This is a genomic window from Actinorhabdospora filicis (assembly GCF_030269765.1).
In the GTDB taxonomy this organism is placed as follows: Bacteria; Actinomycetota; Actinomycetes; order Mycobacteriales; family Micromonosporaceae; genus Actinorhabdospora; species Actinorhabdospora filicis.
In genome coordinates, this window is sequence record NZ_BSTX01000003.1 from 840,175 (window position 1) to 863,133 (window position 22,959).

A 22,959-nucleotide genomic window follows, 5' to 3' on the forward strand; every position below is an offset into this window, starting at 1 on the left:
GGGCCTGCGCCGACGTACGCTCGCGCCCATGGCAACCACCACCCCGCAAGCCCCCGTCGGCTCCGGCTTCGACCGCCACAGCACCGCCGAGGACGTCCTGCAGGGCGTCGACCTGGGCGGCAAGACCGTCCTGCTCACCGGCGGCTACTCCGGCGTCGGCCTGGCCACCGCCCGCGCGCTGAGCGCCGCCGGGGCGGCCGTGATCGTGCCCGCCCGGCGTCCCGAGGTCGCCAGGGCCGCCCTGGACGGCGTGCCCGGCGCCGAGACCGCCGCCATGGACCTCGCCGACCTCGGCGCCGTCACCGCCTTCGCCGGGGCCTTCGTGGACTCCGGCCGCCGCCTCGACATCGTCATCAACTGCGCCGCCGTGATGGCCCTGCCCGAGCGGACCACCACCGCGGCCGGCTGGGAGATCCAGTTCGCCGTCAACCACCTCGGCCACCACGTCCTGGTCAACCGGCTGCTGCCCGCCATCAACGAGGGCGGACGCGTCGTCGCGGCCTCCTCCGGCAGCCACCGCCGCTCCGGGATCCGCTGGGACGACGTGCACTTCGAGCGCGGCGAGTACGTCAAGTGGCTCGCCTACGGCCAGTCGAAGACGGCCAACGCGCTCTTCGCGTTGCACCTGGACCACCTCGCGCGCGACCGGGGCGTCCGCGCCTTCTCCGCCCACCCCGGCATGATCCCCACGCCCCTCCAGCGGCACCTCAGCACCGAGGAGCACGCCGCCGCCGGATGGGTCGACGCCGACGGCAACATCATCAACCCGAACGTGAAACGCCCCGAGCAGGGCGCCTCCACCCAGGTGTGGGCGGCCACCGCCGCCGTCCTGGCCGGGCACGGCGGGGTCTACTGCGAGGACACCGAGATCGCGGTGCCCGCCACGCCGGGCCAGCCAGGTCCCGGCGTCGCCGCATGGGCCACCGACCCCGAGCAGGCCGAGCGGCTGTGGGCCTACAGCCGCGAGCTGACCGGCGCCGACGCGTTCGCGTAGGCGTCCAGGTACGCCAGCAGCTCCGCGCGCCGCTCACCGGAGGTGAAGCCCGCCCGCACGCCCGCGCGGGTCAGGTCGAGGAGCGCGGCCTCGGACAGCCCCAGCTGCGCCGCCGCCGCGTACTCCTCGCCGATCGTGGTCCCGATCTGCACGGGATTGTCGGTGCCCAGGGCGACCTTGATGCCGTGCTCGCGGAAGCGGCGCAGCGGATGGTCGCCCAGGCGCGTCACCGCGCCCAGGAAGACATTGCAGCTCAGACAGCACTCGACGGTCACCGCGCGCTCGGCGAGCAGGTCCAGCAGCCACGGGTCGCGCCAGGCCTGGGTGGCGTGCCCGATGCGCGACACCCCGTCCAGCTGCGCCACCGCCGCGATGTTGGCCGTGGAGAACTCACCGGCGTGCACCGTCACGCCCAGGCCCGCCTCGGCGGCCTGCTCCACCACCAGCGCGCCCTGCCGCCAGTTCGCCTCGGTGGCGTAGGGCACGTACAGCAGGTCCACGCCGCCCAGGCCGTCGGCGGCGCGCGCCGCGCAGCCGTCCAGCACCGCCGCCAGCCGCTCCGGCTCGGCGTACATCGCCACCGCCGCGATCGCCTCGGCGTAGAACACCGGGTGCTCGGCGCGCACCAGGCCCTCGGCCCGCCGGAACAGCTCCATGAACCCCGGGCGCAGGACCAGGTCGTTGCCGAAGCGCACCTCGGTGTAGATCGAGCCGCCCTCGGCGCTCTCCCGCAACGTGTCGGCGACGCGCTCGACGAAGGCCTCGTCGTCATCGGCGGCGGCCGGTGCCGGGAACACCTGCGACAGGCGCTGCAAACGGGCCATGCCGGGCGGGACCACCGCCAGCAGATCGCCACGCCACGCCGACCAGTCGAAGGGCGCGCGCCCGGCCCGGCGCGCCAGGACCCGGTCCAGCCGGGGCGACCACTCCTGGTGCAGATGAACATCGGCCTTCGGAATCATGGCCGGATCATCTCACTATTTACCCGAAGAGGTGATATATGGTGACCGGCGCGTCAGGGGCACGTGTGTGTTGTCGGGAAGCCGACGGTCGCCCGCGTAGACTTCACGGCTATGAGTTCACGAGACGACTCCGAGACGGGACGCCTGCTCCCCCGTCTCACCGACGTGTCCGCGTTTCGGAAACTCCCCGTGGAGGCGCTGCCCGCCCTCGCCGGTGAGATCCGCGACTTCCTCGTCTCATCGGTGTCCAAGACCGGTGGTCACCTCGGCCCCAACCTGGGCGTGGTCGAGCTGACCATGGCGATCCACCGGGTCTTCGAATCCCCCCGCGACCGGGTCCTGTTCGACACCGGCCACCAGTCGTACGTGCACAAGGTCCTCACCGGCCGCCAGGACGGCTTCGTCGGCCTGCGCCAGCGCGGCGGCATCTCCGGCTACCCCGCGCAGGACGAGAGCGACCACGACGTCATCGAGAACTCGCACGCCTCGACCGTGCTGTCCTACGCCGACGGCCTCGCCAAGGCCTACCGCCTGCGCGACGAGGACCGCCACGTCGTCGCCGTCGTCGGCGACGGCGCCCTCACCGGCGGCATGTGCTGGGAGGCGCTGAACAACATCGCCGCCCGCAAGGACCTGCCGCTGGTCATCATCGTCAACGACAACGGCCGCTCCTACGCGCCCACCATCGGCGGCCTCGCCGACCACCTCGCCACCCTGCGGCTGAACCCGACCTACGAGAAGGTCCTGGACGCCGTCAAGGAGGCCCTCGGCCGCACGCCCCTGGTCGGCCCGCCGATGTTCGAGGTCCTGCACGCCGTCAAGCGCGGCATGAAGGACGCCGTGGCGCCCCAGGCGATGTTCGACGACCTCGGCATCAAGTACGTCGGGCCCGTCGACGGCCACGACATCGACGCCATGATCTCGGCCCTGGAGCGCGCCAAGCGCTTCGGCGGCCCCGTCATCGTCCACGCCGTCACCCGCAAGGGCTTCGGCTACCGGCCCGCCGAGGACGACGTCGACGACTGCCTGCACTCGCCGCCGTCCTTCGACGTCCAGACCGGCCTGCCGCAGGCCTCCGGGGGCGTGCGCTGGACCGGCGTCTTCTCCGACGAGCTGGTCGCCGTCGCCGACGAGCGCCCCGACGTGGTCGCCATCACCGCCGCGATGGCCATCCCCACCGGCGTCCACAAGCTCGCCGCGAAGTACCCCGAGCGCGTCTACGACGTCGGCATCGCCGAGCAGCACGCCGCGACCTCGGCCGCCGGGCTCGCCCTCGGCGGGCTGCACCCGGTCGTCGCCGTCTACGCCACCTTCCTCAACCGCGCCTTCGACCAGGTCCTGCTGGACGTGGCCATGCACAAGCTGCCGGTCACCTTCGTCCTGGACCGCGCCGGCATCACCGGCCCCGACGGCCCCAGCCACTACGGCATCTGGGACCTGTCGGTGTTCTCCGTCGTGCCCGGCATCCGCATCGCCGCCCCCCGCGACGCCGCGACGCTGCGCGAGGAGTTCCGCGAGGCCGTCGGCGTCGACGACGGCCCGACGATCGTGCGGTTCCCGACCGGCTCGGTGCCCGCCGACATCCCCGCCCTGGAACGCACCGGCGGCGTCGACGTCCTCGCCCGCGGCGAGTCCAATGACGTCCTGCTGGTCGCCGTGGGCGCCTTTGGGAAGCTCGCCCTGGACACCGCCGAGCGCATCGCCGGACACGGCATCGGCGTCACCGTCGTCGACCCCCGCTGGGTCACCCCGGTCCCCGAGATCCTCGCCGACCTGGCCGCCGCGCACCGCCTCGTGGTCACCGTCGAGGACGGCGTCCGCAACGGCGGCTTCGGCGACTCCCTCGCCCGCCTGCTGCGCGACAAGGGCGTCACCACGCCGCTGCGCGACTTCGGCGTCGCCCGCGACTGGCACCCCTACGGCACCCGCCAGGAACTGCTCACCGACCTGGGCCTGACCGCGCAGGACCTCTCCCGCGACATCACCGAGACCGTCCTGCGCCTCGGTGACTCTTCCGAGGTGCGCGTCTAAAGGGGCCCGGGTGCGGATTCTGGTCATCGAGGACGAATACAGCCTCGCCGACGCGATCGCGCGCGGTCTGCGCCGGCGGGGCTTCGCCGTGGACGTCGCCTACGACGGGCCCACGGGATACGAGGCCGCCACCGTCACCCGCTACGACGTCATCGTCCTGGACCGGGACCTGCCCGGCATGCACGGCGACGACATCTGCGCCCAGCTCGCCAGCCGCGGCGAGCTGACGCGTGTCCTGATGCTCACCGCCAGCGGCTCGGTCGCCGCGCGCGTCCAGGGCCTCGGCCTGGGCGCCGACGACTACATGGCCAAGCCCTTCGCCTTCGACGAGCTGGTGGCCCGCGTCCAGGCCCTCGGCCGCCGCGCCACGCCCGCCGCGCCGCCCGTCCTCACCATCGGCGACGTCGAACTCGACGTCGCCCGCCACCGCGCCCTGCGCGGCGGACGGGCCCTGGACCTGACCCGCAAGGAGTTCGGCGTCCTGGCCGAGCTCATGAAGGCCGCCGGGGCCGTGGTGTCCAGCGAGGAACTCCTCGACCGGGTCTGGGACGCCAACACCGACCCCTTCACCACCATCGTCCGCGTCACCGTGCGGACCCTGCGCCGCAAACTCGGCGAGCCGCCGATCATCGAGACCGTGATCGGCGCCGGCTACCGCATCCCCACCGGGGACTGAGGTGGCGCGGCGGCTGCCCCGGCCGACGCTGCGGCTGCGTCTGGGCCTCTGGTACGGCGTCGTCGCGCTGATCTCGGTGATCCTGGGCAACCTGCTGCCCTGGCAGTGGATCCCCGTCGTGGCGATGGTCGGGCTGATCCTCGGCTACGTGGTCGCCGGGCGCGCGCTGCGTCCCCTCCACGACGTCACCGCCACCGCCCGCCGCCTGTCGGCGGAGACCTTCGACGAGCGCATCCGTCACGAGGGACCCGATGACGAGATCCACGAGCTCGCCGACACCTTCGACGACATGCTGGACCGCATCGCCGCGGCCTTCGAGGCGCAGAAGCGCTTCGTGGCCAACGCCTCGCACGAGCTGCGCACGCCGCTGGCGGTGATGCGCACCGAGGTCGACGTGACCCTGTCCGATCCCGAGGCCGATCTGGACGAGTACCGGCGCATGGCCGAGGTCGTGCGGGGCGCGGTGGGACGCGCGGGCGACCTCATCGAGTCGCTGCTCCTGCTGGCCCGCACCGAGATCGAGATCGCGCGGCGGCTGACCACCCGCGTCCCGACCGACCTGGGGGAGTGCGCCTCGGGCGCGATCGAGTCCGCGCAGGTCCTGGCCGACGAGCTGGGGCTGGCGATGGCGACGTCGATGATGCCCGCGCCGGTCATCGGGGACCCCTCGCTGCTGGAGCGCCTGGCGGGGAACCTGATCGAGAACGCCATCCGCCACAACCTGCCCGGCGGGCGGCTGTGGGTGCTGGCGGGGGCGCATTCGGCGGCGGCGTGGATGGTGGTCGGCAACACCGGCGCCGACGTCGACGCCGACGACGTCCCGCGCCTGTTCGAGCCCTTCACCCGCGGCGGCGTGGAGCGCGTCGGAGCCCGTGGCGCGGGACTGGGCCTGTCGATCGTGCGGGCCGTGGTCGCCGCGCATGGCGGGACGGTGGCCGCGCACGCGCTGCCCGACGGCGGCGGCCTGGAGTTCCGGGTGGAGCTGCCGCTGGCGCCGGAGGCCGAGGCCGAGATCGAGGGCTGAGCTCACAGCGCCGGCAGCAGTTCCTCGCGGATCCACGATTCCAGCGTGGTCGGGGTCGTGGTCAGAGGTGTGCGCGGCTGTTCGGGGACGAAGCCCTCGCGCAGGCCGGTGGACATGCCCAGGACGCCCTCGACGTACCCCGGCGGGAGCCCGGCGCCGGTGAGGCGCTCACGCATCGCGTCGTCGCTGATCCGCTCGGCGCGCACGGGACGCCCGGTGGCCTCGGTGAGCAGCCCGGCGACCTCGGCCCAGCTCAGGTCGGCGGGGCCGTGCACGGCCTGGACGGCGCGGCCCGGCCAGTCGGGGCCGAGCAGGCGCCCGGCGGCGACCTCGGCGATGTCGCGCGGCGCGACCCAGGCCATCGGGGCGTCCACCGGCAGGATCACCGCGATCGTCCCGGCGCGGATGGCCTCGCGCTCGAACATGAGGTTGCTGAAGAAGAACCCGTTGCGCAGGTGCAGGACGTCGGCGCCGGTCTCCTCCAGCAGCAGTTCGGTGCGGGCCAGGCCGTCGATCTCCCCGGCGCCGTGGCGCTTCTCGGCGCCCACACTGCTCTGGAAGACGACCCGGCCGATGCCGTTGGCGCGCACCGCCTCGGCGGCGATGGCGCCGAAGCGCTCGTAGGCGCCCACGGGGTCGGGGCCGACGGTGGGCGGGTCGACCCAGTAGAGGGCGTCGACGTCCTCGGTGGCGGCCAGCACGGCGTCCCGGTCGCCCTGGTCGGCGGTGACGACGTCGGCGTACGGGGCGAGTTCGGGGTCGAGGCGCTCGGGGTCGCGGATGAGGACGCGCGGCCGCGTTCCGGCCCGGATCAGGGCGGGCAGCAGGTGGCGGCCGACGTTGCCGGTGGGTGTCGTGATCGCGATGCGCATGGTTACCTCCCGGTCGGTTGTCCGGGTTCCCACGCTAGGCGCGAATGAGGTCACCCACCGGCACCATTCGCGTTCAGCGCATGAGTTCCACCGCGCGCGCCAGCTCGTCCTGCCCGTGGCCGAGGGCCTCGACGCGGCGCAGGTGGGCCTCGGCGGCGGCCAGGACGGGCAGCTCGCGCCCGGCGGCCTCCTGGGCGAGCAGGAGGTCCTTGGCGGCCAGGCTGATCGGGAAGTCGGAGGTGGTCGACTCCGAGCGGGCCAGGATCCCGGCGAGCGGCCCGGTGCGGATCACCGAGCGGGCCACGTCCTCGGGCAGGCCGAGGGATGCGGCGATGACCAGGGTCTCGCCCACCACGGTGAGCGCGGAGAGGATGCCGCCCATCAGGACCAGTTTCGCCGCCGCGCCCGAGCCCGAGGGGCCGGTCGGGACGACGGTGCCCAGGGTCTCCAGGACGGGCCGCACGCCCTCGATGACCTCCGCGTCGCCACCGGTCAGGAGGGTCAGGCCGCCGGTGGAGGCCTTGTCCACGCTGCCCAGCGCGGGGGCGTCGATGAGCCGGACGTCGTCGGGCAGGCGCGAGGCGAAGGCGGTCAGGGCGGCCGGTCCCACGGTCGACATTTCGATCACCGTCGCCGAGGGCGGCAGCGCGGGGACGAACTCGTCGGCGACGGCCTCCAGCGCGGCGGGATCGGCGAGCATGGTGATCACGATGTCCACGTCGGCGACGGCGAGGGCGGGCGTCTCGGCGACCTTCGCCCCGGCCGCGGCGAGCGGCTCGGCCTTGGCGGCGGTGCGGTTCCAGACGGTCAGGGCGTAGCCCTCGGCGAGCAGGTGGGCGGCCATGGCGCCGCCCATCCGGCCGAGTCCGAGCAGGGCGATGGCGGGCTTGTCGTCGGTCATGAGCCGAACCTAGATCCCCCGGAGCCATTCGACCAACGAATGTCTCGCATACTTGTCATGCATATCGAGCATGGGAGGCGTGATGGACACCGTCTGGCTGCGGGTCTTCGACGAGGTCGCCCGGCGCGGCTCGTTCACCGCCGCCGCGAGCGCGCTGGGCTACACCCAGTCGGCGGTCTCGCGGCAGATCTCGGCGCTGGAGTCGGCCGTCGGCTCGCTGCTGTTCGACCGGCTGGCGCGCGGGGTGGCGCTCACCGAGGAGGGCCGCCGCTTCGAGCGGCACGCCCGCGCCGCGCTCTCCCATGTGGACGCCGCCCGGCGCGAGCTGGCCGAGCTGCGCGACCTGGGCACCGGGAAGCTGCGGGTGGCGGTCTTCGCCACGGCCTCGGCGGCGCTGGTGCCGCGCGCGCTGGCCCGTTTCACCGCCGCGCATCCCGACGTCCGCGTCTGCCTCATCGAGGGCCTCACCGCCGCGCACGTGGCGGCCCTGGAGGACGGTGAGGTGGACGTGGCGGTGATCAGCTCCTACCACCCCGGCGCGCCCGAACTGTCCACGGTGGACCTGCTGCCGCTGGGCGAGGACCCGATCCTGGTCGCGCTGCCCGCCGGGCACCGCTTCGCCGGGCGCGAGCGCGTCGGGCTGGCCGAGCTGACCGGCGAGACCTGGATCGCCGGTTACGCCGAGGCCGAGCGCACCCTGTTCGCCTCGGTCATCGGCGGCGACGTCGAGCCGCGCGTGGACTTCGTGGTGCAGGAGTGGACCGCCAAGCTCGGCTGCGTGGCCGCCGGGCTGGGCGTGACCCTCGTCCCGTCGCTGGCCGCGTCCTCGGTGCGGCCGGACGTCGTCCTGGCCGCGCTGGACGCCCCCGGCGCGCCCGTGCGCGGCGTCTACGCCGCCACCCCGGCCGGGCGCAAGCACACTCCGGCCGTCACCGCGTTCCTGCCGATCCTCACCGCCGAGGCGAAGGCGATTCTGGGGGGTTGACAGAAGCGCGGAGATCGGTGAGGATCATCCCCGATGCCTTACGTTGAAAGGAGGTGCGGAATGATCATCAGCTCGCTTCTGACGAGCAAGTCCGCGCCTCGGCCGGTGCAGTCTCACTGACGCATCAATGCACCACGCCGAGGCGCGGGCCTAGCCCGTATCACCTCCGCGAAAGGCAATCCTCCCTAGATGACCGCCATTCGGCACATCACGATCGACTGCGCTGACACCTACGCCCTCGGCAATTTCTGGGCGGCGGTTCTCGGCCACCCTCTCGCCGATGACGACTTCCCCGGCGATCCCGAAGCGCTTCTGCACCTCCCCGAGGGTCCCGACCTGCTGTTCATCCAGGTCCCCGAGGGCAAGGCCGCCAAGAACCGCCTGCACTTCGACATCGCGCCCGACACCACCCGCGACGAAGAGGTCGAGCGCCTCCTCACGCTGGGCGCCACCGTCTACGAGGACCACCGCATGCCCGACGGGCGCGGCTGGGTCACCATGCGCGACATCGAGGGCAATGAGTTCTGCGTCGAGCGCTCCGAGGCCGAGCGCGCGAGCTGGACTCCGCCCGCGGCCTAGAGCAGCGCGCTCGCCAGCTCCTTCGCCCGCGCCGCCGCCTCGGTGGTGCGTTCGCGCAGGGCGGTGACGATCGCCCCGTCCATCAGCAGCACGAACCGCGCCGCCGTCCCTTCGGGGTCGGCGGCGCCGTCGTTTCTCAGCAGCCCGGCGACGTAGCCGGTCACGCGCTTCTTGTGCTCGTCGGCGATCTTGTGGGCCGCGCTCTCGGGATCGGCGCTCTCCACCATGGTGTTGATGAACGCGCAGCCCCGGAAGTCGGCGCGCGCGAAGCGCTCGGCCAGCGCGTCGAACACCGCCAGGGGCCCGCCGCCCAGGGCGGTCACCCGCTCGTCCAGCCAGGCCCGCCACGCCTCGTCGCGGCGGCGCAGGACGGCGGCGACCAGGTCGTTCTTGCCCTCGAAGTGCCGGTAGAAGGACGCCCGCCCGGCCCCCGACTCGGCCAGGATGCGCTCCAGCCCGACGGCCCGGACGCCCTCGGCGTAGAAGAGCTCCTCGGCGGTGTCCAGCAGTCGTTGCCTCGCGCGCGTCGCCATGCGGTGAGCATAGCCGGATCTTGACGAAAACGGAACCGGTCAGTACCGTCTGCGAATGGAACCGATCGGTACCGTTTGATTGGAGCACCGCATGTCCCGCCTCCCGCAACTCACCGGGGCCCCCGTCCTCGACCAGGTCAAGGCCCAGCTCGGCCGCGTCCCCAACCTCTACGCCGCCATGGCCAACGGCCCGGCCGCCCTCACCGGCTACCTCGCCCTCCGCGAGCACCTCCAGGACGGCGTCCTCACCCCGCGCCTGCGCGAGCAGCTCGCCCTCCTCGTCGCCCAGGAGAACGGCTGCGACTACTGCGTGGCCGCCCACACCTACCGCGGCGAGAAGCTGCTCAAGATGACCCCGGCCGAACTGGCCGCCACCCGCCACGGCGACGACGCCGACCCCCACGCCGCCGCCGTCCTGGCCGTCGCCCGCGAGGCCGTGCGCGCCCAGGGCCGCGTGGACGACGCCACCCTCACCGCCGCCCGCGCGGCCGGCGTCACCGACGCCGAGCTCGCCGAGATCGTCGCCCACGTCGCGCTGAACGTGCTGTCCAACTACTTCAACCACCTCGCCCGGCCCGAGCTGGACTTCCCCGCCGCTCCGGCGCTGGAGGGGGCCCGGTGAGCCGCCAGTGGCGCAAGGGCGCGATCACCCTCGTCCCCGGCTACTGGCTGCTGGACGCCGCCGGCGAGCGCGCCGAGAGCCTCGACGGCATCGAGTTCGCCGTCGAGGGCGGCTTCGTGAACATCCGGGTGGAGGGACGCGAGGACGTCCAGCTCGTCTCGGCGCCCGCGGTGGCGCACATCCGCTGCGACTCCCGGGACTGACCGCACCGGGCCGCGCCGAAAATCCCGCGCGCGGCCCGGCGTCCGGCGTTAGGGTGACGCGTCCCGGAACCCGCGCCGAAGAGAGCCCATGAACGAGATCACCACCGAACTGGCCGCCCGGCTGGTCGCCGCCCAGTTCCCGCAGTGGGCCCACCTGCCCGTCACCTCCGTCGACCGCCAAGGGCACGACAACCGGACCTTCCGCCTCGGCGGGGAGCTGTCGGTGCGGCTGCCCACCGACGAGGGCTACGTCGCCGCGGTGTCCAAAGAGGACACCTGGCTGCCGCACATCGCCCGCCACCTCCCGGTGGCCGTGCCCGAGCCGGTGGCCGTGGGCGTACCCGGGCCGGACTACCCGTTCCCGTGGGCGGTCCGCCGCTGGCTGCCCGGCGCGGACCTGCTCGGCGCCGACACCGACGACGTGGCGATCGCCGGGCAACTCGGCGACCTGCTCACCGCCCTGCGCGCCGTCCCGGCCGAGGGGCCCGCCGCCGGAGAGCACTCGTTCTTCCGGGGCTGCCACCCCACCGCCTACGCCGATCAGGTCCAGCGCTCCCTGGAGATCCTCGGCGACACCGTCGACGCCGAAGCCTGCCGCGCCGTCTGGTCGGCGGGCGTCACGACGGTCTGGACCGCCCCGCCGGTCTGGTTCCACGGCGACATCGCCTACGGCAACCTCCTCGCCGAGAACGGCCGCCTGTCCGCGCTCATCGACTTCGGCACCAGCGGTGTCGGGGACCCCGCCTGCGACCTCGCGATCGCCTGGGGACGCTTCACCGGCGAGGCGCGCAAGGTTTTCCGCGAGCGCGCCGGGCTCGACGACGACACCTGGCGGCGGGCGAGGGCGTGGGCCGTGTGGAAGGCCCTCGTCGTCCTGGCCGGCATGTCCGGGCCCGATGACACGCAGCGCCGGGTGCTGACGGAGGCGCTGGCCGACTCGCTCGTCTGACCGGCGCCTCTAGACTCGGCCCCCGGCGGAGGGAGCCCGATGACCGCGTGGACCGGCGACGTGCGCATGTACCCGGGCCTGCTGGCCTTCACCGGGCGCATCGGCCCCGCCGACGCCCACGCGCACGCCTGCCTCCAGCTCCTCGTGCCCACCGCCGGGACCGTCCGCCTCACCGGCGCCGACGGCGCCACCCGCACCGTCACCGGCGCGGCGATCATCCCGGCCGGTGTCGCCCACCGCGTTCACGCCGACGCCGGGGCCACCGGACTCGCCGCCTACATCGAGGCCGACTCGCCCGCCGGGCGCGCCGCCACCGCGAAACTGCGCGCCACCGGCGAGCTCACCGACGTACGCACCTGGCTCACCGCCGCCGGGCACACCACGCCCGCCCCTCGGCCGGCCCGGCACTCCGCCTGGAACCCGGTGCTGGACGCCGCGGTGCGCGCCGCCGTCGCCGCGCCTGGCGGCCCGCCGTCCCTCACCGCGCTCGCCGCGGCGGTGGCGATCTCGCCCGATCGTCTCGGCCGCCTGTTCGCCGGGCACATGGGACTGTCCTATCCGGTCTGGCGGCGCTGGATCCGCCTCCAGCGGGCCATGGGCGCCGCCCGCGCGGGGGAGAACCTGACGCGCTCGGCGCACCTGGCCGGATTCGCCGACTCCGCGCACCTGTCGCGGACCGTGCGCTCGATGTTCGGGATCACCGCCGGGGACGCGCTGGCCGCCACCGGCTGGCGATAGTCGCCCGATCCGTTCAAGCCGCCGCCGGGCGGGCGCGGCGAACCTTGCCCGCATGACGATCCTGAAACCCCTGGTCCGCTACGGATACGCGCCGCTCATGCTGCTCGGCGTCAACGGCGCGGCCGTCGCGATCACCGCCGCCGGTGCCTCGAAGCTGTGGCTGCCGGCGCTGCTGGCATTCGCGGTGGCCCTGTCCTTCGCCGTCGAGCGCGTCCTGCCCTATGAGGCCGACTGGAACCACGGCCACGCCGACCGGGGACGCGACGCCGCCCACACCTTCGTCAACGAGACCCTCGTGCTGGTCAGCGTGAGCGTCATCCCGCTGCTGGCCGCCGCCGTCCCCGGCGACGGGATCTGGCCCCGCGAGTGGCCGCACGTGCTCCAGGTGCTGGCCGCGATCCTGGTCGCCGACGCCGGGCTCACCCTCGTCCACTACGCCAGCCACAAGATCGGCGCGCTGTGGCGCTTCCACGCCGTCCACCACTCGGTCAAGCGCTTCTACGGCCTCAACGGGCTCATGAAGCACCCGGTGCACCAGGCCCTGGAGATGGCCGTCGGCGTCCTGCCGCTGGTGCTGCTCGGGATGCCCGCGCCGGTGGCCTCCGCGCTGGCCTTCGCGGTGGCCGTCCAGCTGCTCATGCAGCACTCGAACGCCGACTACCGGGTCGGCGCGCTCAAGCACGTCCTCGCGCTGAACGAGGGGCACCGGTTCCATCACCTGAAGTGGGCCGGGGCCGGCGATGTCAACTTCGGGCTGTTCACGCTGATCTGGGACCACCTGCTGCGCACCAAGTCCTATGACCCCGCGCGCCGCTTCACCACCGCCGACCTGGGGATGGCCGCCAAGCCGGACTACCCGGACGCCTACGGCGCGCAGCTGGCCGAGCCGTTCCGGCGGTCCGGCGCCTGCTGAGCGGACGCGGCGCGGCACACAATAGACCGTCCACTGTGCACCATCCTTAGTGAACAACGTCACGTTGGTAATCGGAGCATTTGCCTGAGAGCGTTTGTATCTCGGAATCCTACTTAGGGTGCCGCCTTCTTGGAGAGAGTGGAGTTCGCCTTGCGACGCAGAAACCTGATCCGCGGAGCCGCCATCGGTACCGGTGCCGTTCTCATCGGCAGCGGCGCGGCCTCGGCCGGGCCCGCCCTGCACACCGAACGTCCCGTGCTCACCCACGGCGTGCAGGCCGGTGACGTGGACTCCTCCGGCGCGGCCGTGCTGTGGACCCGCGCCGACCGGCCCTCGCGGATGTGGGCGCAGGTCGCCACGCGGCCCGACTTCCGCCACGCGCGCACCTTCCGGGGCCCGCAGCTGACCGCCGCCACCGACTTCACCGGCAAGCTGCGGATCAACGGCCTGTGCGCCGGGCAGACCGTCCACTACCGGGTGTGGGCCGAGGACGAGCGCGGCCGCTCGCTGTCGGCCACCGGCTCGCTGCGCACGCCGCGCACCGGTGACCAGGACGTGCGCTTCGTGTGGTCGGCCGACCTGGCCGGGCAGGGCTGGGGCATCAACCCCGAGTTCGGCGGCTTCCGCATCTTCGGCGACATGCTCGCCCGCGACCCCGACTTCTTCCTGTGCAGCGGCGACTTCTACTACGCCGACAACCCCATCCCCGAGAGCATCACCCTCGCCGACGGCCGCGTCTGGCGCAACGTGGTCACCGCGGAGAAGTCGAAGGTCGCCGAGACCCTCGACGAGTTCCGCGGCCAGTACAAGTACAACCTGGCCGACACCAACCTCCGCGAGTTCCTCAGCAAGGTCCCGCTGATCAACCAGTGGGACGACCACGAGGTGATCAACAACTGGTACCCGGGCAAGGTCCTCACCGACGACCGGTACACCGAGAAGAACGTCGACGCGCTGGCGGCCAACGCGTGGAAGGCGCTGGCCGAGTACACCCCCAGCGCGCTGACCTCCGACGGACAGGGCCGGGTCTACCGCAAGATCTCCTACGGCCCGCACGTGGACGTCTTCGTCACCGACATGCGCTCCTTCCGCAACAAGAACGACGAGGACAACCAGCCCGACCTCGCCTCCGGGGTGTTCGGACGGGCGCAGCTTGACTGGCTCAAGGCCGCGCTCACGGCGTCCACGGCGACCTGGAAGGTCCTCTCGCTCGGCATGCCCATCGGCGGCATCGTCAGCGACGGCAAACCCAACCAGGACGGCGTCCCGCAGGGCGACCCCGGCCAGCCCCTCGGGCGCGAGCTGGAGGTCGCCGAACTGCTCACCCACGTCCACCGCGCCGGAATCCAGAACCTCGTGGTGGCCACCGCCGACGTGCACTACACCTCCGCGCAGCACTACGACCCGTCCCGGGCCGCCTACCAGGAGTTCACACCGTTCTGGGAGTTCATCGCCGGGCCCATGAACGCCGGCTCCTACGGCCCGGTCAAGTTCGACCCGACCTTCGGCCCCGAGGTGCGGTTCCACAAGCCCCCGAAGACCGCCGGAACCGGCCCCATGGACGGCGGGCAGTTCTTCGGCGAGATGAGCGTCGACGCCGAAACGCTGGCGCTGACCGTGCGGCTGATCGAGATCGGCGGCACCGAACTGTTCCAGGTGGAGATCCCCGCGTCCTGACCGGCGCGGGGGAGGCGGCCCCACGGGGACTCCGCAGCGGAAGCGGAGCCGTGGGGCCGCCCCGGTCCGCCTGAACGGGCAGCACCGGGGTCGGCTTCGCGACAGGCACCGCGACCGCGCTCGCCGAGCATGGGGTGAGGGGGGATCGCCATGGGTGCGATATCGGACTGGCTTCGGGCGCTGATCCGGCGGATCGGTGAGCTGCTGCGACATGCGCTGGGACGCCGGTCGCCGAATCTGTGGATCGAGATGCTCGCCTTCACCGGCGACTCGATCTACGTCGGCGAGCCGTTCCCGCTGGAGGCGAAGATCTGGAACGAGGGCAAGTCCGCCAGTGCCGCGACGCAGGTGGTGATCCTGGCCCTGGACTCCTCGTACAACAAGGTGGGGACCACGACCGCTCCGGTCGGCGCCATCCAGCCGGCGAACTACGTGCGGGTCAAGCTGACGCATCCGGGCCTGCCCCGCGTCGAGACGTACCTCCTGCGCGCCACGGTGGATCCGCAGAACACCGTGCCCGAGAGCAATGAGCACGACAACGAGCACACCCTGACCGTGTACGTGAAGCGCCGCCCCTGAGCGCCTCCGGGATTGGCCGCCCGCCACGCGCATGCCGCATGATCGACGGGCACGCTCTACCGAGGAGGACTCATGTCGCACGTCGTACGCGTCCAGACGCCCGAGGGCCTGGCTCCGCCGACCGGTTACAGCCACGTGGCGTGGGGGACGGGCCGGACGATCGCGATCTCCGGTCAGGTGGCCTATGACGAGAAGGGCGAGCTGGCCGGCACCGACGCCACCTCGCAGGCGCGGCAGGTCTTCGAGAACCTGCGCCGGTGCCTGGCCGAGGCCGGGGCGACCTTCGACGACGTGGTGAAGCTGACCTACTTCCTCACCGACGTCGCCGATCTCCCCGCGATCCGGGTGGCCCGGGAGGAGTTCATCCCGGCCGACCGGATCCCGGCCAGCACCGCCGTGCAGGTGGTGGCGCTGTTCCGGCCGGAGCTGCTGATGGAGATCGAGGCGTGGGCGGTGGTCCCGGAGGACCGGGCCTAAGCGGCGAGCCGCGCCCGGATCGCGGACGCCTCGCGGCGGGCCGCGCCGGCCGCCGCGTGGTCGCCGGACAGCTCGTGGGCGTCGGCGAGGTGGCCGAGGGACTCGGCGAGGACGACGTCCTGCCGCAGCTCGCGGAATCTGGGCAGTGCCCGGCCGAGGTACCGCACGGCCTCCCGCGGCTGGCGCAGCCGCAGGTGCAGGTAGCCGATGGTCGCCTCGGCCACCGCGAGCGCGCTGGACAGGCCGAGCCGCGCGCTCTCGCGCCTGGCCGCGGTGGCGAAGGCCATGCCCATGGCGTAGCCGCCCAGGCGCGCGTTCAGCCAGGCGATCGACGACAGGGACCGCACCACCGCCGCGGCGTGCCCGCTCTCGCGGTGCAGGCGCAGCTCCTCGTGGGCGGTGCGCAGGGACTCGGTGATCGCACCGCCGCGTTCATTGAGCCAGACGTGCAGCCGGGCGCGCTCGGCGCGCACGTCCGGCGCTTCGCCCGCCACGGTGTCGAGGGTGGCGTGGGCGTCCTCGAAGCGGCCGAGGAACGCCTCGCGCCGGGCGATCTCCACCAGCAGCCGCCCGTCGCCGCCGCCGCCGGTGCGGGCGGCGCGCAGGATCTCCAGCTGTTCGGCCCAGGCGCCCTGCCACTGGACGGTGAAGGTCGCCGCGATCGCCAGCGCGGCCCGGCGCGGCCCGTCCCGCCGCGCCAGGGCCACCAGGACGGCCCGCTCCCGCAGGTGCCAGGCCCGCCCGGCGGGCCCGGTGAAGGACTCCGCGGTCACGCCCGGCAGCGCGGGCGCCTCGGGTGCGAGCCACACCGGTGACAGCGCGACGTTGGCCGCGCAGGCCGAGCGCAGGTAGTGGTCGGCGAGGCGCTCCTCGGCCTCCGGCTCGCCGGGCAGCGTCAGCGCGTAGTCGCGCAGGAGGTCGTGCATCGCGTACCGGCCCTGCCCGCGTTCGGTGAGCAGCCCGGCCCCGGCCAGGCGGCGCAGCAGTGGCCGGACGTCGGGCAGCCCGGCGAGGCTGGCGGCCTGCGCGGTGCCGAACTCGGCGCCGGGATGCCGCCCGAGCAGCGCGAACAGGCGCGCGGACGCGTCGTCGACCTCCCGCAGCGACCACGAGAACACCGCGGCGAGGTCCTCGGTGAGGGTCTCGCCGATCTCGCCGAGCAGGTCGGTGAGCGCGACGCGGGGACGCAGCGCGGCCCGCGCGGCGACCAGCGCCAGCGCCAGCGGCAGGCCGCCGCAGCGGGCGGCCACGGCGTCCACGGCCCCGGCGGCGCGTTCCCCGAGCCGCTCGGTGAGCAGCCGCGCCGACTCCCCGGGCGTCAGCGGCTCCAGCGGCAGCGCGTGCGCGCCCGCGACGAGCAGGTCGCGTAGGGCCTCGCGGCCGGTGACCACGGCCAGCGCGCCGGGCGAGCCCGGCAGCAGCGGGCGGACCTGGGCGGCGTCGCGCGCGTTGTCCAGGACCACCAGGACGCGGCGGCCCGCAAGGCGCGTGCGGTACAGCGCGGCGCGCGTGTCGAGCCCGTCCGGCAGGGAGCGCACGCCGAGGGCGGAGAGGAATCCGGCGAGCACGTCGGCGGGCTCGGCGGGCGCGTCGGGACCGAAGCCGCGCAGGTCGGCGTGCAGGACGCCGTCGGGGAAGTGGTGGGCGGCCCGGTGCGCCCAGTGCAGCGCCAGCGCGCTCTTGCCGATGCCGCCGGTGCCCGAGATGGCCGCGACCCGCGGCTCACCGGCGTCCAGCAGGCCGTCCAGGGCGGACAGTTCGGCGGCGCGCCCGACGAAGCCGCGCGGGGCGGCGGGCAGCTGCGCGGGCACCTCGCCCTCCTCGCGCAGGACGGCCAGGTGCGCCTCGCGGACCAGCGGCCCGGGGTCGACGCCGAACTCGCCAGCGAGCCGGGCGCGCAGCTCCTCGAAGGCGTCGAGGGCCTCGGCGCGGCGGCCCCGATGGTGCAGCGCGGTGATCAGCGCGGCGGTGACCGGCTCGCGCAGCGGGTGGGCCAGGGCGAAGGCGCGCAGTTCGGGGACGACGTCGGCGTCCCGGTCACCGGCCTCGCGCGTCAGGCACTCCTCCCACGCGGCCAGCCGCCGTTCCTCCAGCGCGCCCGCCAGGTGCGCGAAACCCGGGCCGAGCCCGGCGAAGGGCTCACCGCGCCACAGCCCGAGGGCCTCGCGGCGGCGCCCGCCGGCCAGCAGCTCCTCGAAGCGCGCGAGGTCCAGGCCGTGGCGGCCCGGATCCAGGCGGTACCCGGCGCGGGAGGTGGCGATCAGGTCCTCACCGGCGGCCTCGCGGAAGACCCGGCGCAGCCCGGCGGCCAGGTCCTGGACCTGACGCCGCGCGGTGGCCGGCGGGTCGTCGGGCCACACGGCGTCCACGATGGACGACACGCCCACGGTGGATCCCGCGTGCGCCAGCAGCAGCGCCAGCACGCGCTCCTGGCGCGGCCCGCTCAGCCGCAGCGGGGCGTCCCCGGCGCGCACGTCGAGGGGACCCAGGACGGCGAAGGAGAGCCGAGGCCGGTTCGAGGACGGATCACGGGACACCCGGCCTAGCTTTCCCGACGGGCCGGTCCGGTGCCCGCGGGGCCCTGCCCGGTTCCCGGGGACCGGACCGGAAGCGGCGCGCGGCCACCGGCCGCGCGCCGCGCACGCACAGGACGGGCCCTAGGGCAGCGCGTCCACGATCTCCGCCATCGTGCGGCGGCGCCCGGTGTAGAAGGGCACCTCCTCGCGGACGTGCATCCGCGCCCGCGACGCCCGCAGCTCGCGCATGAGGTCCACGATCCGGTGCAGCTCATCGGCCTCGAAGGCCAGGATCCACTCGTAGTCGTTCAGCGCGAACGAGGCCACGGTGTTGGCGCGCACGTCGGGGTAGTCCCGCGCCTGACGGCCGTGCTCGGCCAGCATCGCCCGCCGCTCCTCGTCGGGCAGCAGGTACCAGTCGTAGGAACGCACGAACGGGTACACGCAGATGTAGCCGCGCGCTTCCTCGTCGGCCAGGAAGGCCGGGATGTGGCTCTTGTTGAATTCGGCCGGGCGGTGCAGCGCCATCACCGACCACACCGGTTCCAGGTGGCGGGCCAGCGCGGTGCGCCGGAAGGTCGCGTACGCCTCCTGGAGCAGGTCGGAGGTCGGCGCGTGCCACCAGATCATCAGGTCGGCGTCGGCGCGCAGCCCCGACAGCTCGTAGGTGCCGCGGACGGTCACGTCCTTCTCCGCCAGCTGCTTGAACAGCGCGTCGGCGCCCTCGGCGAGGTCCTCGCGCATGCCGGGCAGCGGGTTGGACGCCTTGAACACCGACCACATGGTGTAGCGGATCGTGTCGTTCAGCTCGCGGATGCGCGCGGCGTTCGGGTTGTTCGACTCGGCCATGGCCCGATTCTCCTATCGACAGGCTGTAGAAGATCCGTGGGGGTCAGCGCAGGGCGGCGAACAGGGCCTCCGCCGCGCGCTCGCCGGAGGCCACGCACGCGGGGATGCCGACGCCGTCGAAGGCCGCCCCGGCCAGCGCGAGGGTCGGCTGGGACGCCAGGGCCGCGCGCGCGGTGGCGACGCGGTCGTCGTGCCCGGGGGCGTACTGCGGCAGGCCGCCGCCCCAGCGGGTGACGTGGGCGTCCACGGGCTCGGGCAGGTCCACGCCGGTCAGCTCGGCCAGTTCGGCGCGGGCGGTGGCGATCAGTTCGGCGTCGCTTCGCTGGATCTCCGCCTCCTGCCCGGCGCGGCCCATCGAGCAGCGCAGGATCGTCAGGGGGTCCATGCGGTGCGGCCACTTCAGTGAGAAGAACGTGGCGGCCTTGACCGCGCGCCCCTCGGTGGCCGGGACGAGGAAGCCGGACAGCTCCGGCAGGTCCACCGGCGGGTCGAAGGCCATCGTGACCAGGGCCATCGAGGCGTACTCCAGGACGCCGACGGCGGCCGAGGCCTCCGGCGACACCCCGGCCAGCAGCCGCGAGGCGGGCTTGGCGGGGACGGCGATGAGGACGGCGTCGGCGTCCAGGTACTCCGGAGCGGGCACCGGGCCGAGCGTCGCGCGCCAGCCCGTCGCGGTGCGGGCCAGTTCGCGCACCGGCAGGCCCAGGCGCAGGTCGGCGCCCGCGGCGAGGGCGGTGGCCTCCACCAGCATGGTCATGCCGCCGGAGACCGCGCCGAACACCGGCCCGGCCGCCGCGCCGGGGCGCACGGTGGCGCGCACGGCCTCGGAGAGCCGGTCGTGGGCGCGCGCGGCCTCGGCGAGCGCCGGGGCGGTCGCGCGGACCGAGAGCCCGTCGGCGCGACCGGCGTAGACGCCGCCGAGGAGGGGGTCGACGAGCCGGTCGGCGACCTCGTCGCCGAAGGCGGCGCGGACCAGTTCGCCGACCGAGGCGTCGGGGGCGTCGAGGTGCACGGGACGCTCGTCGCGCATGCGGGCCTCACCGGCGGGGGAGAGGACACCGGTGGCGGCCACGGCCTCCACGTCGGCGGGCACGCCCAGGAGGGTGCCCTTGGGGACGGGCCGCAGCTCGCCGTCCACGGCGAGCGCGGCCGCTACCGGCGCGGGGTGGACGATCGCCTCGCCCAGCCCGACCTTCGCGGCCAGGCGCGCGGCCTCGGGGCGGCGGACGAGGAAGGACTCGGCGCCCAGCTCGACCGGTACCCCGGCGATCTGGCCGGTGCGGAGCTTGCCGCCCAGGCGGGTGTCCCGGTCGGCGAGGACGATGTCGAGGTCCGGCCCGCCGAGCTCGCGCAGGCGCAGCGCGGCGGCGAGTCCGGTGATGCCGCCCCCGACGACCAGGACTCTGGTCACGACGAGAGCTCGTGGACGAGCGCGGCGGTGCGGGTGAGCATGTCGGGGTCGGTGTCGGGCATGACGCCGTGGCCGAGGTTGAACACGTGCCCGCGCGCGGCCTTGCCCTCGCCGAGGATGCGCGCGACCTCTTCGGCCAGCACGCTCTCCGGCGCGAACAGGATCGCGGGGTCGAGGTTGCCCTGGACGGAGCGGTCGCCGACGCGCCCGACGGCCTCGTCGAGGGGCGTGCGCCAGTCGACGCCGACGACGTCGGCGCCGACCTCGCCGATGGCCTCCAGGAGGTGCCCGGTGCCGACACCGAAGTGGATCTTCGGGATGTCGTACCCGGCGAGCCCGGCGAGGACCCGCGCGGAGTGGGGGGCCACGAAGCGGCGGTAGTCGCGCACCGAGAGGGCCCCGGCCCAGGAGTCGAAGAGCTGGATCGCCGAGGCGCCGGCCTCGATCTGGACCTTCAGGAACGACAGGGTGATCGCCGACAGGCGCTCGCACAGGGCGTTCCACACGTCGGGGCGGCCGTGCATGAGGGCCTTCGTCCTGGTGTAGGACCGCGAGGGCCCGCCCTCGACGAGGTAGCTGGCGACGGTGAAGGGCGCGCCGGCGAAACCGATGAGCGGGGTCGTGCCGAGCTCCTCGGTGAGCATCCCGACGGCCTCGGTGACGTACGGGACGTCCGCGGGGGTCAGGTCGCGCAGGCGGGCCAGGTCGGCCTCCTCGCGCACCGGCTCGGCGACGACCGGCCCGGTGCCGGGCACGATGTCGACGTCCACGCCGATGGCGGCGATCGGGACCATGATGTCGGAGAAGAAGATCGCGGCGTCCACGCCGTGGCGGCGCACGGGCTGGAGGGTGATCTCGGTGATCAGGTCGGGGCGGCGGCAGGACTCCAGCATGGGAATCCCCTCGCGCAGCTTCCGGTACTCGGGGAGCGAGCGGCCGGCCTGGCGCATGAACCACACTGGAGTGTGCGGAACCGGCAGGCCGCGGCAGGCCCGGACGAACGGGGAATCGGCGGTGCGGCTCGCAGCCGGTGTGTGCGTCGTCATCGATTCGGATGATTCCACGCGGCCCGGCGGACGGCTCGGCGGGGCGGTCCGGCGGGACCCGGGCCACGCCCGGCGCGCCGGATGCGCTTCCGCGGCGGCGCAGGCCCTAAGGTCAGCTCTATGACGCCGTCGACCGCGTCCCCTCCTGAGTCGTTCGCGCGCGCGGTGACCGGACTGCGCGCGCTGCGCCCGCGCGCCGAGATCACCCTCCAGGAGATGCCCGCGCCGACGAAGCTGGCGCCCTTCGCGTTCGCGCTGACGGCGACCGTGGCCGGGCGCGGCGACCCCGAGGCCGCCACGGGACGGCTGATCCTCCTGCACGAACCCGCCGGGCACGACGCGTGGGACGGCACGCTGCGGCTGGTCACCTACGTGTGCGCCGACCTCGATCCCGAGGTCGCCGCCGACCCGCTGCTGCCGACGGTGGCGTGGTCGTGGCTGACCGACGCGCTGGACGCCGCCGGCGCCGACTACCGCGCGGCGGGCGGCACGGTCACCCAGACGTCCTCGACGAGCTTCGGCGACCTCGCCGAGCGGGAGGCGGTCGCGGAGGTGGAGATGCGCGCGTCCTGGACCCCGGGCGGCGAGGACCTGACCGCGCACCTGTCGGCCTGGTGCGAGCTGCTGGCCACCATGGCGGGCCTGCCGCCGCCGGGCGTCGCGCTCATCGGGTAGCTCCCCGGCCCACCGCGTCCCCGCGGAGCGATGGGCCGTCGGCCATCGCTAGCGGTACTTATCGGCCTCGTCGCACTGGACCTTCGCCGACTCCACGGCCTTCTTGAAGCCCTCGTTGTCGTTATTGGCGGCGGCGACCAGCAGTTTCTCGACCTCGGTGAGGCACTCGCCGATCTCCTTCTTCGCCTCTTTCTGGTAGGTCAGGTCGGCGCCGGTGTCCTCCAGCTGCCCGTTCAGGTCCTGGATGTCGGACTGCAGACCCTCCACCTGCGACTGGAGGTCGGCGATCGTGGCGTCGCGGGTCGAGACGGTGCTCTGGGAGTCGCTCAGGGCCTTGCGGGTGTCGCCGAGCTTGCCGTTGGTGGTCAGCAGCAGGATCAGCAGGACCACGGCGGCGACGAAGAAGAAGCCGCCGGCCGAACCCAGGATGATCACCAGCGGGTTCTTCTTCGCGGGCGGCTGCTGGGGCGGCGGGACCTCGCCGTACATCGGGACGCCGGTGACCGGCTGCGAACCGCTCCACGCGGGCGGCCCGGACACCGGCGGCGTCGCCGCCTGCGGCGGGACCTGCGGCATCTGGGCGGTCGGGTACTGCGGAGGTTGCGGTTGCTGCGGCGGCTGCTGCGGGTCGTACTGGCCCCAGCCGGGGGTGGTCGACATGGCGGGCTCCTCGCGTGAGTGGGCTGTCTGCGGGGAAAGAACCGGCGGGCGCGCACTTTGAAGGGTCAGTGGGGCACGCACACCGAA

Annotated in this window: 24 protein-coding genes; 15 read left to right on the forward strand and 9 right to left on the reverse strand. The window is 73.8% G+C overall.

Annotation, left to right across the window (positions count from 1 at the left end; genetic code table 11):
* The first annotated feature begins 28 nt into the window (after positions 1 to 28).
* Positions 29 to 994 carry an oxidoreductase gene (locus QSK10_RS24185; protein ID WP_285665234.1) on the forward strand — a complete coding sequence of 322 codons (966 nt, stop codon included), beginning with the start codon at positions 29 to 31 and terminating at the stop codon, positions 992 to 994.
* On the opposite strand, the gene QSK10_RS24190 is transcribed toward QSK10_RS24185, so the two are convergent.
* Positions 955 to 1,956 carry an amidohydrolase family protein gene (locus QSK10_RS24190; RefSeq protein ID WP_285665235.1) on the reverse strand — a complete coding sequence of 334 codons (1,002 nt, stop codon included), beginning with the start codon at positions 1,954 to 1,956 and terminating at the stop codon, positions 955 to 957. The two genes, QSK10_RS24185 and QSK10_RS24190, sit on opposite strands and share 40 nt — an antisense overlap.
* Positions 1,957 to 2,067: 111 nt before the next feature.
* On the opposite strand from QSK10_RS24190, the gene dxs reads away from it, so the two are divergent.
* The 3 genes from dxs to QSK10_RS24205 are packed head-to-tail and all read left to right on the forward strand — an operon-like array spanning position 2,068 to position 5,687.
* Positions 2,068 to 3,987, forward strand: a complete 1,920-nt coding sequence (dxs, locus tag QSK10_RS24195) for a 1-deoxy-D-xylulose-5-phosphate synthase (protein ID WP_285665236.1) — start codon at positions 2,068 to 2,070, stop codon at positions 3,985 to 3,987.
* A 10-nt stretch (positions 3,988 to 3,997) separates the two neighbouring features.
* Positions 3,998 to 4,663 (forward strand): response regulator transcription factor, encoded by a 666-nt coding sequence (locus QSK10_RS24200; protein WP_285665237.1) that lies wholly within the window; start codon positions 3,998 to 4,000, stop codon positions 4,661 to 4,663.
* Between the two features lies 1 nt (position 4,664).
* A complete protein-coding gene (locus QSK10_RS24205) occupies positions 4,665 to 5,687 on the forward strand; it encodes a sensor histidine kinase (RefSeq protein WP_285665238.1) in 1,023 nt (340 codons plus the stop codon).
* A gap of 2 nt (positions 5,688 to 5,689) precedes the next feature.
* Here the strand turns inward: QSK10_RS24205 and QSK10_RS24210 are convergent, their stop codons facing one another.
* Positions 5,690 to 6,559 (reverse strand): NmrA family NAD(P)-binding protein, encoded by an 870-nt coding sequence (locus QSK10_RS24210; RefSeq protein WP_285665239.1) that lies wholly within the window; start codon positions 6,557 to 6,559, stop codon positions 5,690 to 5,692.
* A 73-nt stretch (positions 6,560 to 6,632) separates the two neighbouring features.
* The gene (locus QSK10_RS24215; RefSeq protein ID WP_285665240.1) at positions 6,633 to 7,460 is read right to left on the reverse strand and encodes an NAD(P)-dependent oxidoreductase; all 828 of its coding nucleotides are present in this window, start codon (positions 7,458 to 7,460) and stop codon (positions 6,633 to 6,635) included.
* Between the two features lie 82 nt (positions 7,461 to 7,542).
* Between QSK10_RS24215 and QSK10_RS24220 the strand changes: the two genes are divergently transcribed.
* The gene (locus QSK10_RS24220; RefSeq protein WP_285665241.1) at positions 7,543 to 8,445 is read left to right on the forward strand and encodes a LysR family transcriptional regulator; all 903 of its coding nucleotides are present in this window, start codon (positions 7,543 to 7,545) and stop codon (positions 8,443 to 8,445) included.
* A gap of 189 nt (positions 8,446 to 8,634) precedes the next feature.
* Positions 8,635 to 9,024 (forward strand): VOC family protein, encoded by a 390-nt coding sequence (locus tag QSK10_RS24225; RefSeq protein ID WP_285665242.1) that lies wholly within the window; start codon positions 8,635 to 8,637, stop codon positions 9,022 to 9,024.
* On the opposite strand, the gene QSK10_RS24230 is transcribed toward QSK10_RS24225, so the two are convergent.
* Entirely contained in the window at positions 9,021 to 9,557 is a 537-nt protein-coding gene (locus QSK10_RS24230; protein WP_285665243.1) for a TetR/AcrR family transcriptional regulator, read from the reverse strand. The genes QSK10_RS24225 and QSK10_RS24230 overlap by 4 nt on opposite strands.
* Before the next feature lie 91 nt (positions 9,558 to 9,648).
* Between QSK10_RS24230 and QSK10_RS24235 the strand changes: the two genes are divergently transcribed.
* The 8 genes from QSK10_RS24235 (at position 9,649) to QSK10_RS24270 (ending at position 15,715) form a co-directional block, all read left to right on the forward strand.
* The gene (locus tag QSK10_RS24235) at positions 9,649 to 10,179 is read left to right on the forward strand and encodes a carboxymuconolactone decarboxylase family protein (protein ID WP_285665244.1); all 531 of its coding nucleotides are present in this window, start codon (positions 9,649 to 9,651) and stop codon (positions 10,177 to 10,179) included.
* Entirely contained in the window at positions 10,176 to 10,382 is a 207-nt protein-coding gene (locus QSK10_RS24240; protein ID WP_285665245.1) for a hypothetical protein, read from the forward strand. Before QSK10_RS24235 ends, QSK10_RS24240 begins: the two co-directional genes overlap by 4 nt.
* 88 nt (positions 10,383 to 10,470) lie before the next feature.
* On the forward strand, positions 10,471 to 11,331 hold the full coding sequence (locus QSK10_RS24245) for an aminoglycoside phosphotransferase family protein (RefSeq protein ID WP_285665246.1): 861 nt from the start codon (positions 10,471 to 10,473) through the stop codon (positions 11,329 to 11,331).
* Positions 11,332 to 11,370: 39 nt separating this feature from the next.
* Entirely contained in the window at positions 11,371 to 12,069 is a 699-nt protein-coding gene (locus tag QSK10_RS24250) for an AraC family transcriptional regulator (RefSeq protein WP_285665247.1), read from the forward strand.
* A gap of 52 nt (positions 12,070 to 12,121) precedes the next feature.
* On the forward strand, positions 12,122 to 12,982 hold the full coding sequence (locus QSK10_RS24255; protein WP_285665248.1) for a sterol desaturase family protein: 861 nt from the start codon (positions 12,122 to 12,124) through the stop codon (positions 12,980 to 12,982).
* 150 nt (positions 12,983 to 13,132) lie between these two features.
* Complete coding sequence (locus QSK10_RS24260) at positions 13,133 to 14,659, forward strand: alkaline phosphatase D family protein (protein WP_285665249.1); 1,527 nt, start codon at positions 13,133 to 13,135, stop codon at positions 14,657 to 14,659.
* Between the two features lie 150 nt (positions 14,660 to 14,809).
* On the forward strand, positions 14,810 to 15,238 hold the full coding sequence (locus QSK10_RS24265; RefSeq protein WP_285665250.1) for a CARDB domain-containing protein: 429 nt from the start codon (positions 14,810 to 14,812) through the stop codon (positions 15,236 to 15,238).
* Positions 15,239 to 15,310: 72 nt separating this feature from the next.
* The gene (locus QSK10_RS24270) at positions 15,311 to 15,715 is read left to right on the forward strand and encodes a RidA family protein (protein ID WP_285665251.1); all 405 of its coding nucleotides are present in this window, start codon (positions 15,311 to 15,313) and stop codon (positions 15,713 to 15,715) included.
* Here QSK10_RS24270 and QSK10_RS24275 read toward each other — a convergent pair.
* From QSK10_RS24275 to hemE, 4 genes are all read right to left on the reverse strand, one after another.
* On the reverse strand, positions 15,712 to 18,252 hold the full coding sequence (locus QSK10_RS24275; protein ID WP_285665252.1) for an AfsR/SARP family transcriptional regulator: 2,541 nt from the start codon (positions 18,250 to 18,252) through the stop codon (positions 15,712 to 15,714). The two genes, QSK10_RS24270 and QSK10_RS24275, sit on opposite strands and share 4 nt — an antisense overlap.
* Positions 18,253 to 18,372: 120 nt before the next feature.
* Positions 18,373 to 19,080 carry a hydrogen peroxide-dependent heme synthase gene (gene hemQ / locus QSK10_RS24280; protein WP_285665253.1) on the reverse strand — a complete coding sequence of 236 codons (708 nt, stop codon included), beginning with the start codon at positions 19,078 to 19,080 and terminating at the stop codon, positions 18,373 to 18,375.
* Between the two features lie 43 nt (positions 19,081 to 19,123).
* Complete coding sequence (gene hemG / locus QSK10_RS24285) at positions 19,124 to 20,491, reverse strand: protoporphyrinogen oxidase (RefSeq protein WP_285665254.1); 1,368 nt, start codon at positions 20,489 to 20,491, stop codon at positions 19,124 to 19,126.
* Positions 20,488 to 21,537: a uroporphyrinogen decarboxylase gene (hemE, locus tag QSK10_RS24290; protein ID WP_285665255.1), complete on the reverse strand. Its 1,050-nt coding sequence runs from the start codon at positions 21,535 to 21,537 to the stop codon at positions 20,488 to 20,490. The genes hemG and hemE overlap by 4 nt, the downstream gene beginning before the upstream one ends.
* 120 nt (positions 21,538 to 21,657) lie before the next feature.
* Here hemE and QSK10_RS24295 point away from each other — a divergent pair, with 120 nt between their 5' ends.
* Positions 21,658 to 22,212: a DUF3000 domain-containing protein gene (locus QSK10_RS24295; protein WP_285665256.1), complete on the forward strand. Its 555-nt coding sequence runs from the start codon at positions 21,658 to 21,660 to the stop codon at positions 22,210 to 22,212.
* Positions 22,213 to 22,260: 48 nt separating this feature from the next.
* Here QSK10_RS24295 and QSK10_RS24300 read toward each other — a convergent pair whose 3' ends face one another.
* Positions 22,261 to 22,872 carry a hypothetical protein gene (locus QSK10_RS24300; RefSeq protein ID WP_285665257.1) on the reverse strand — a complete coding sequence of 204 codons (612 nt, stop codon included), beginning with the start codon at positions 22,870 to 22,872 and terminating at the stop codon, positions 22,261 to 22,263.
* Between the last annotated feature and the right edge of the window lie 87 nt (positions 22,873 to 22,959).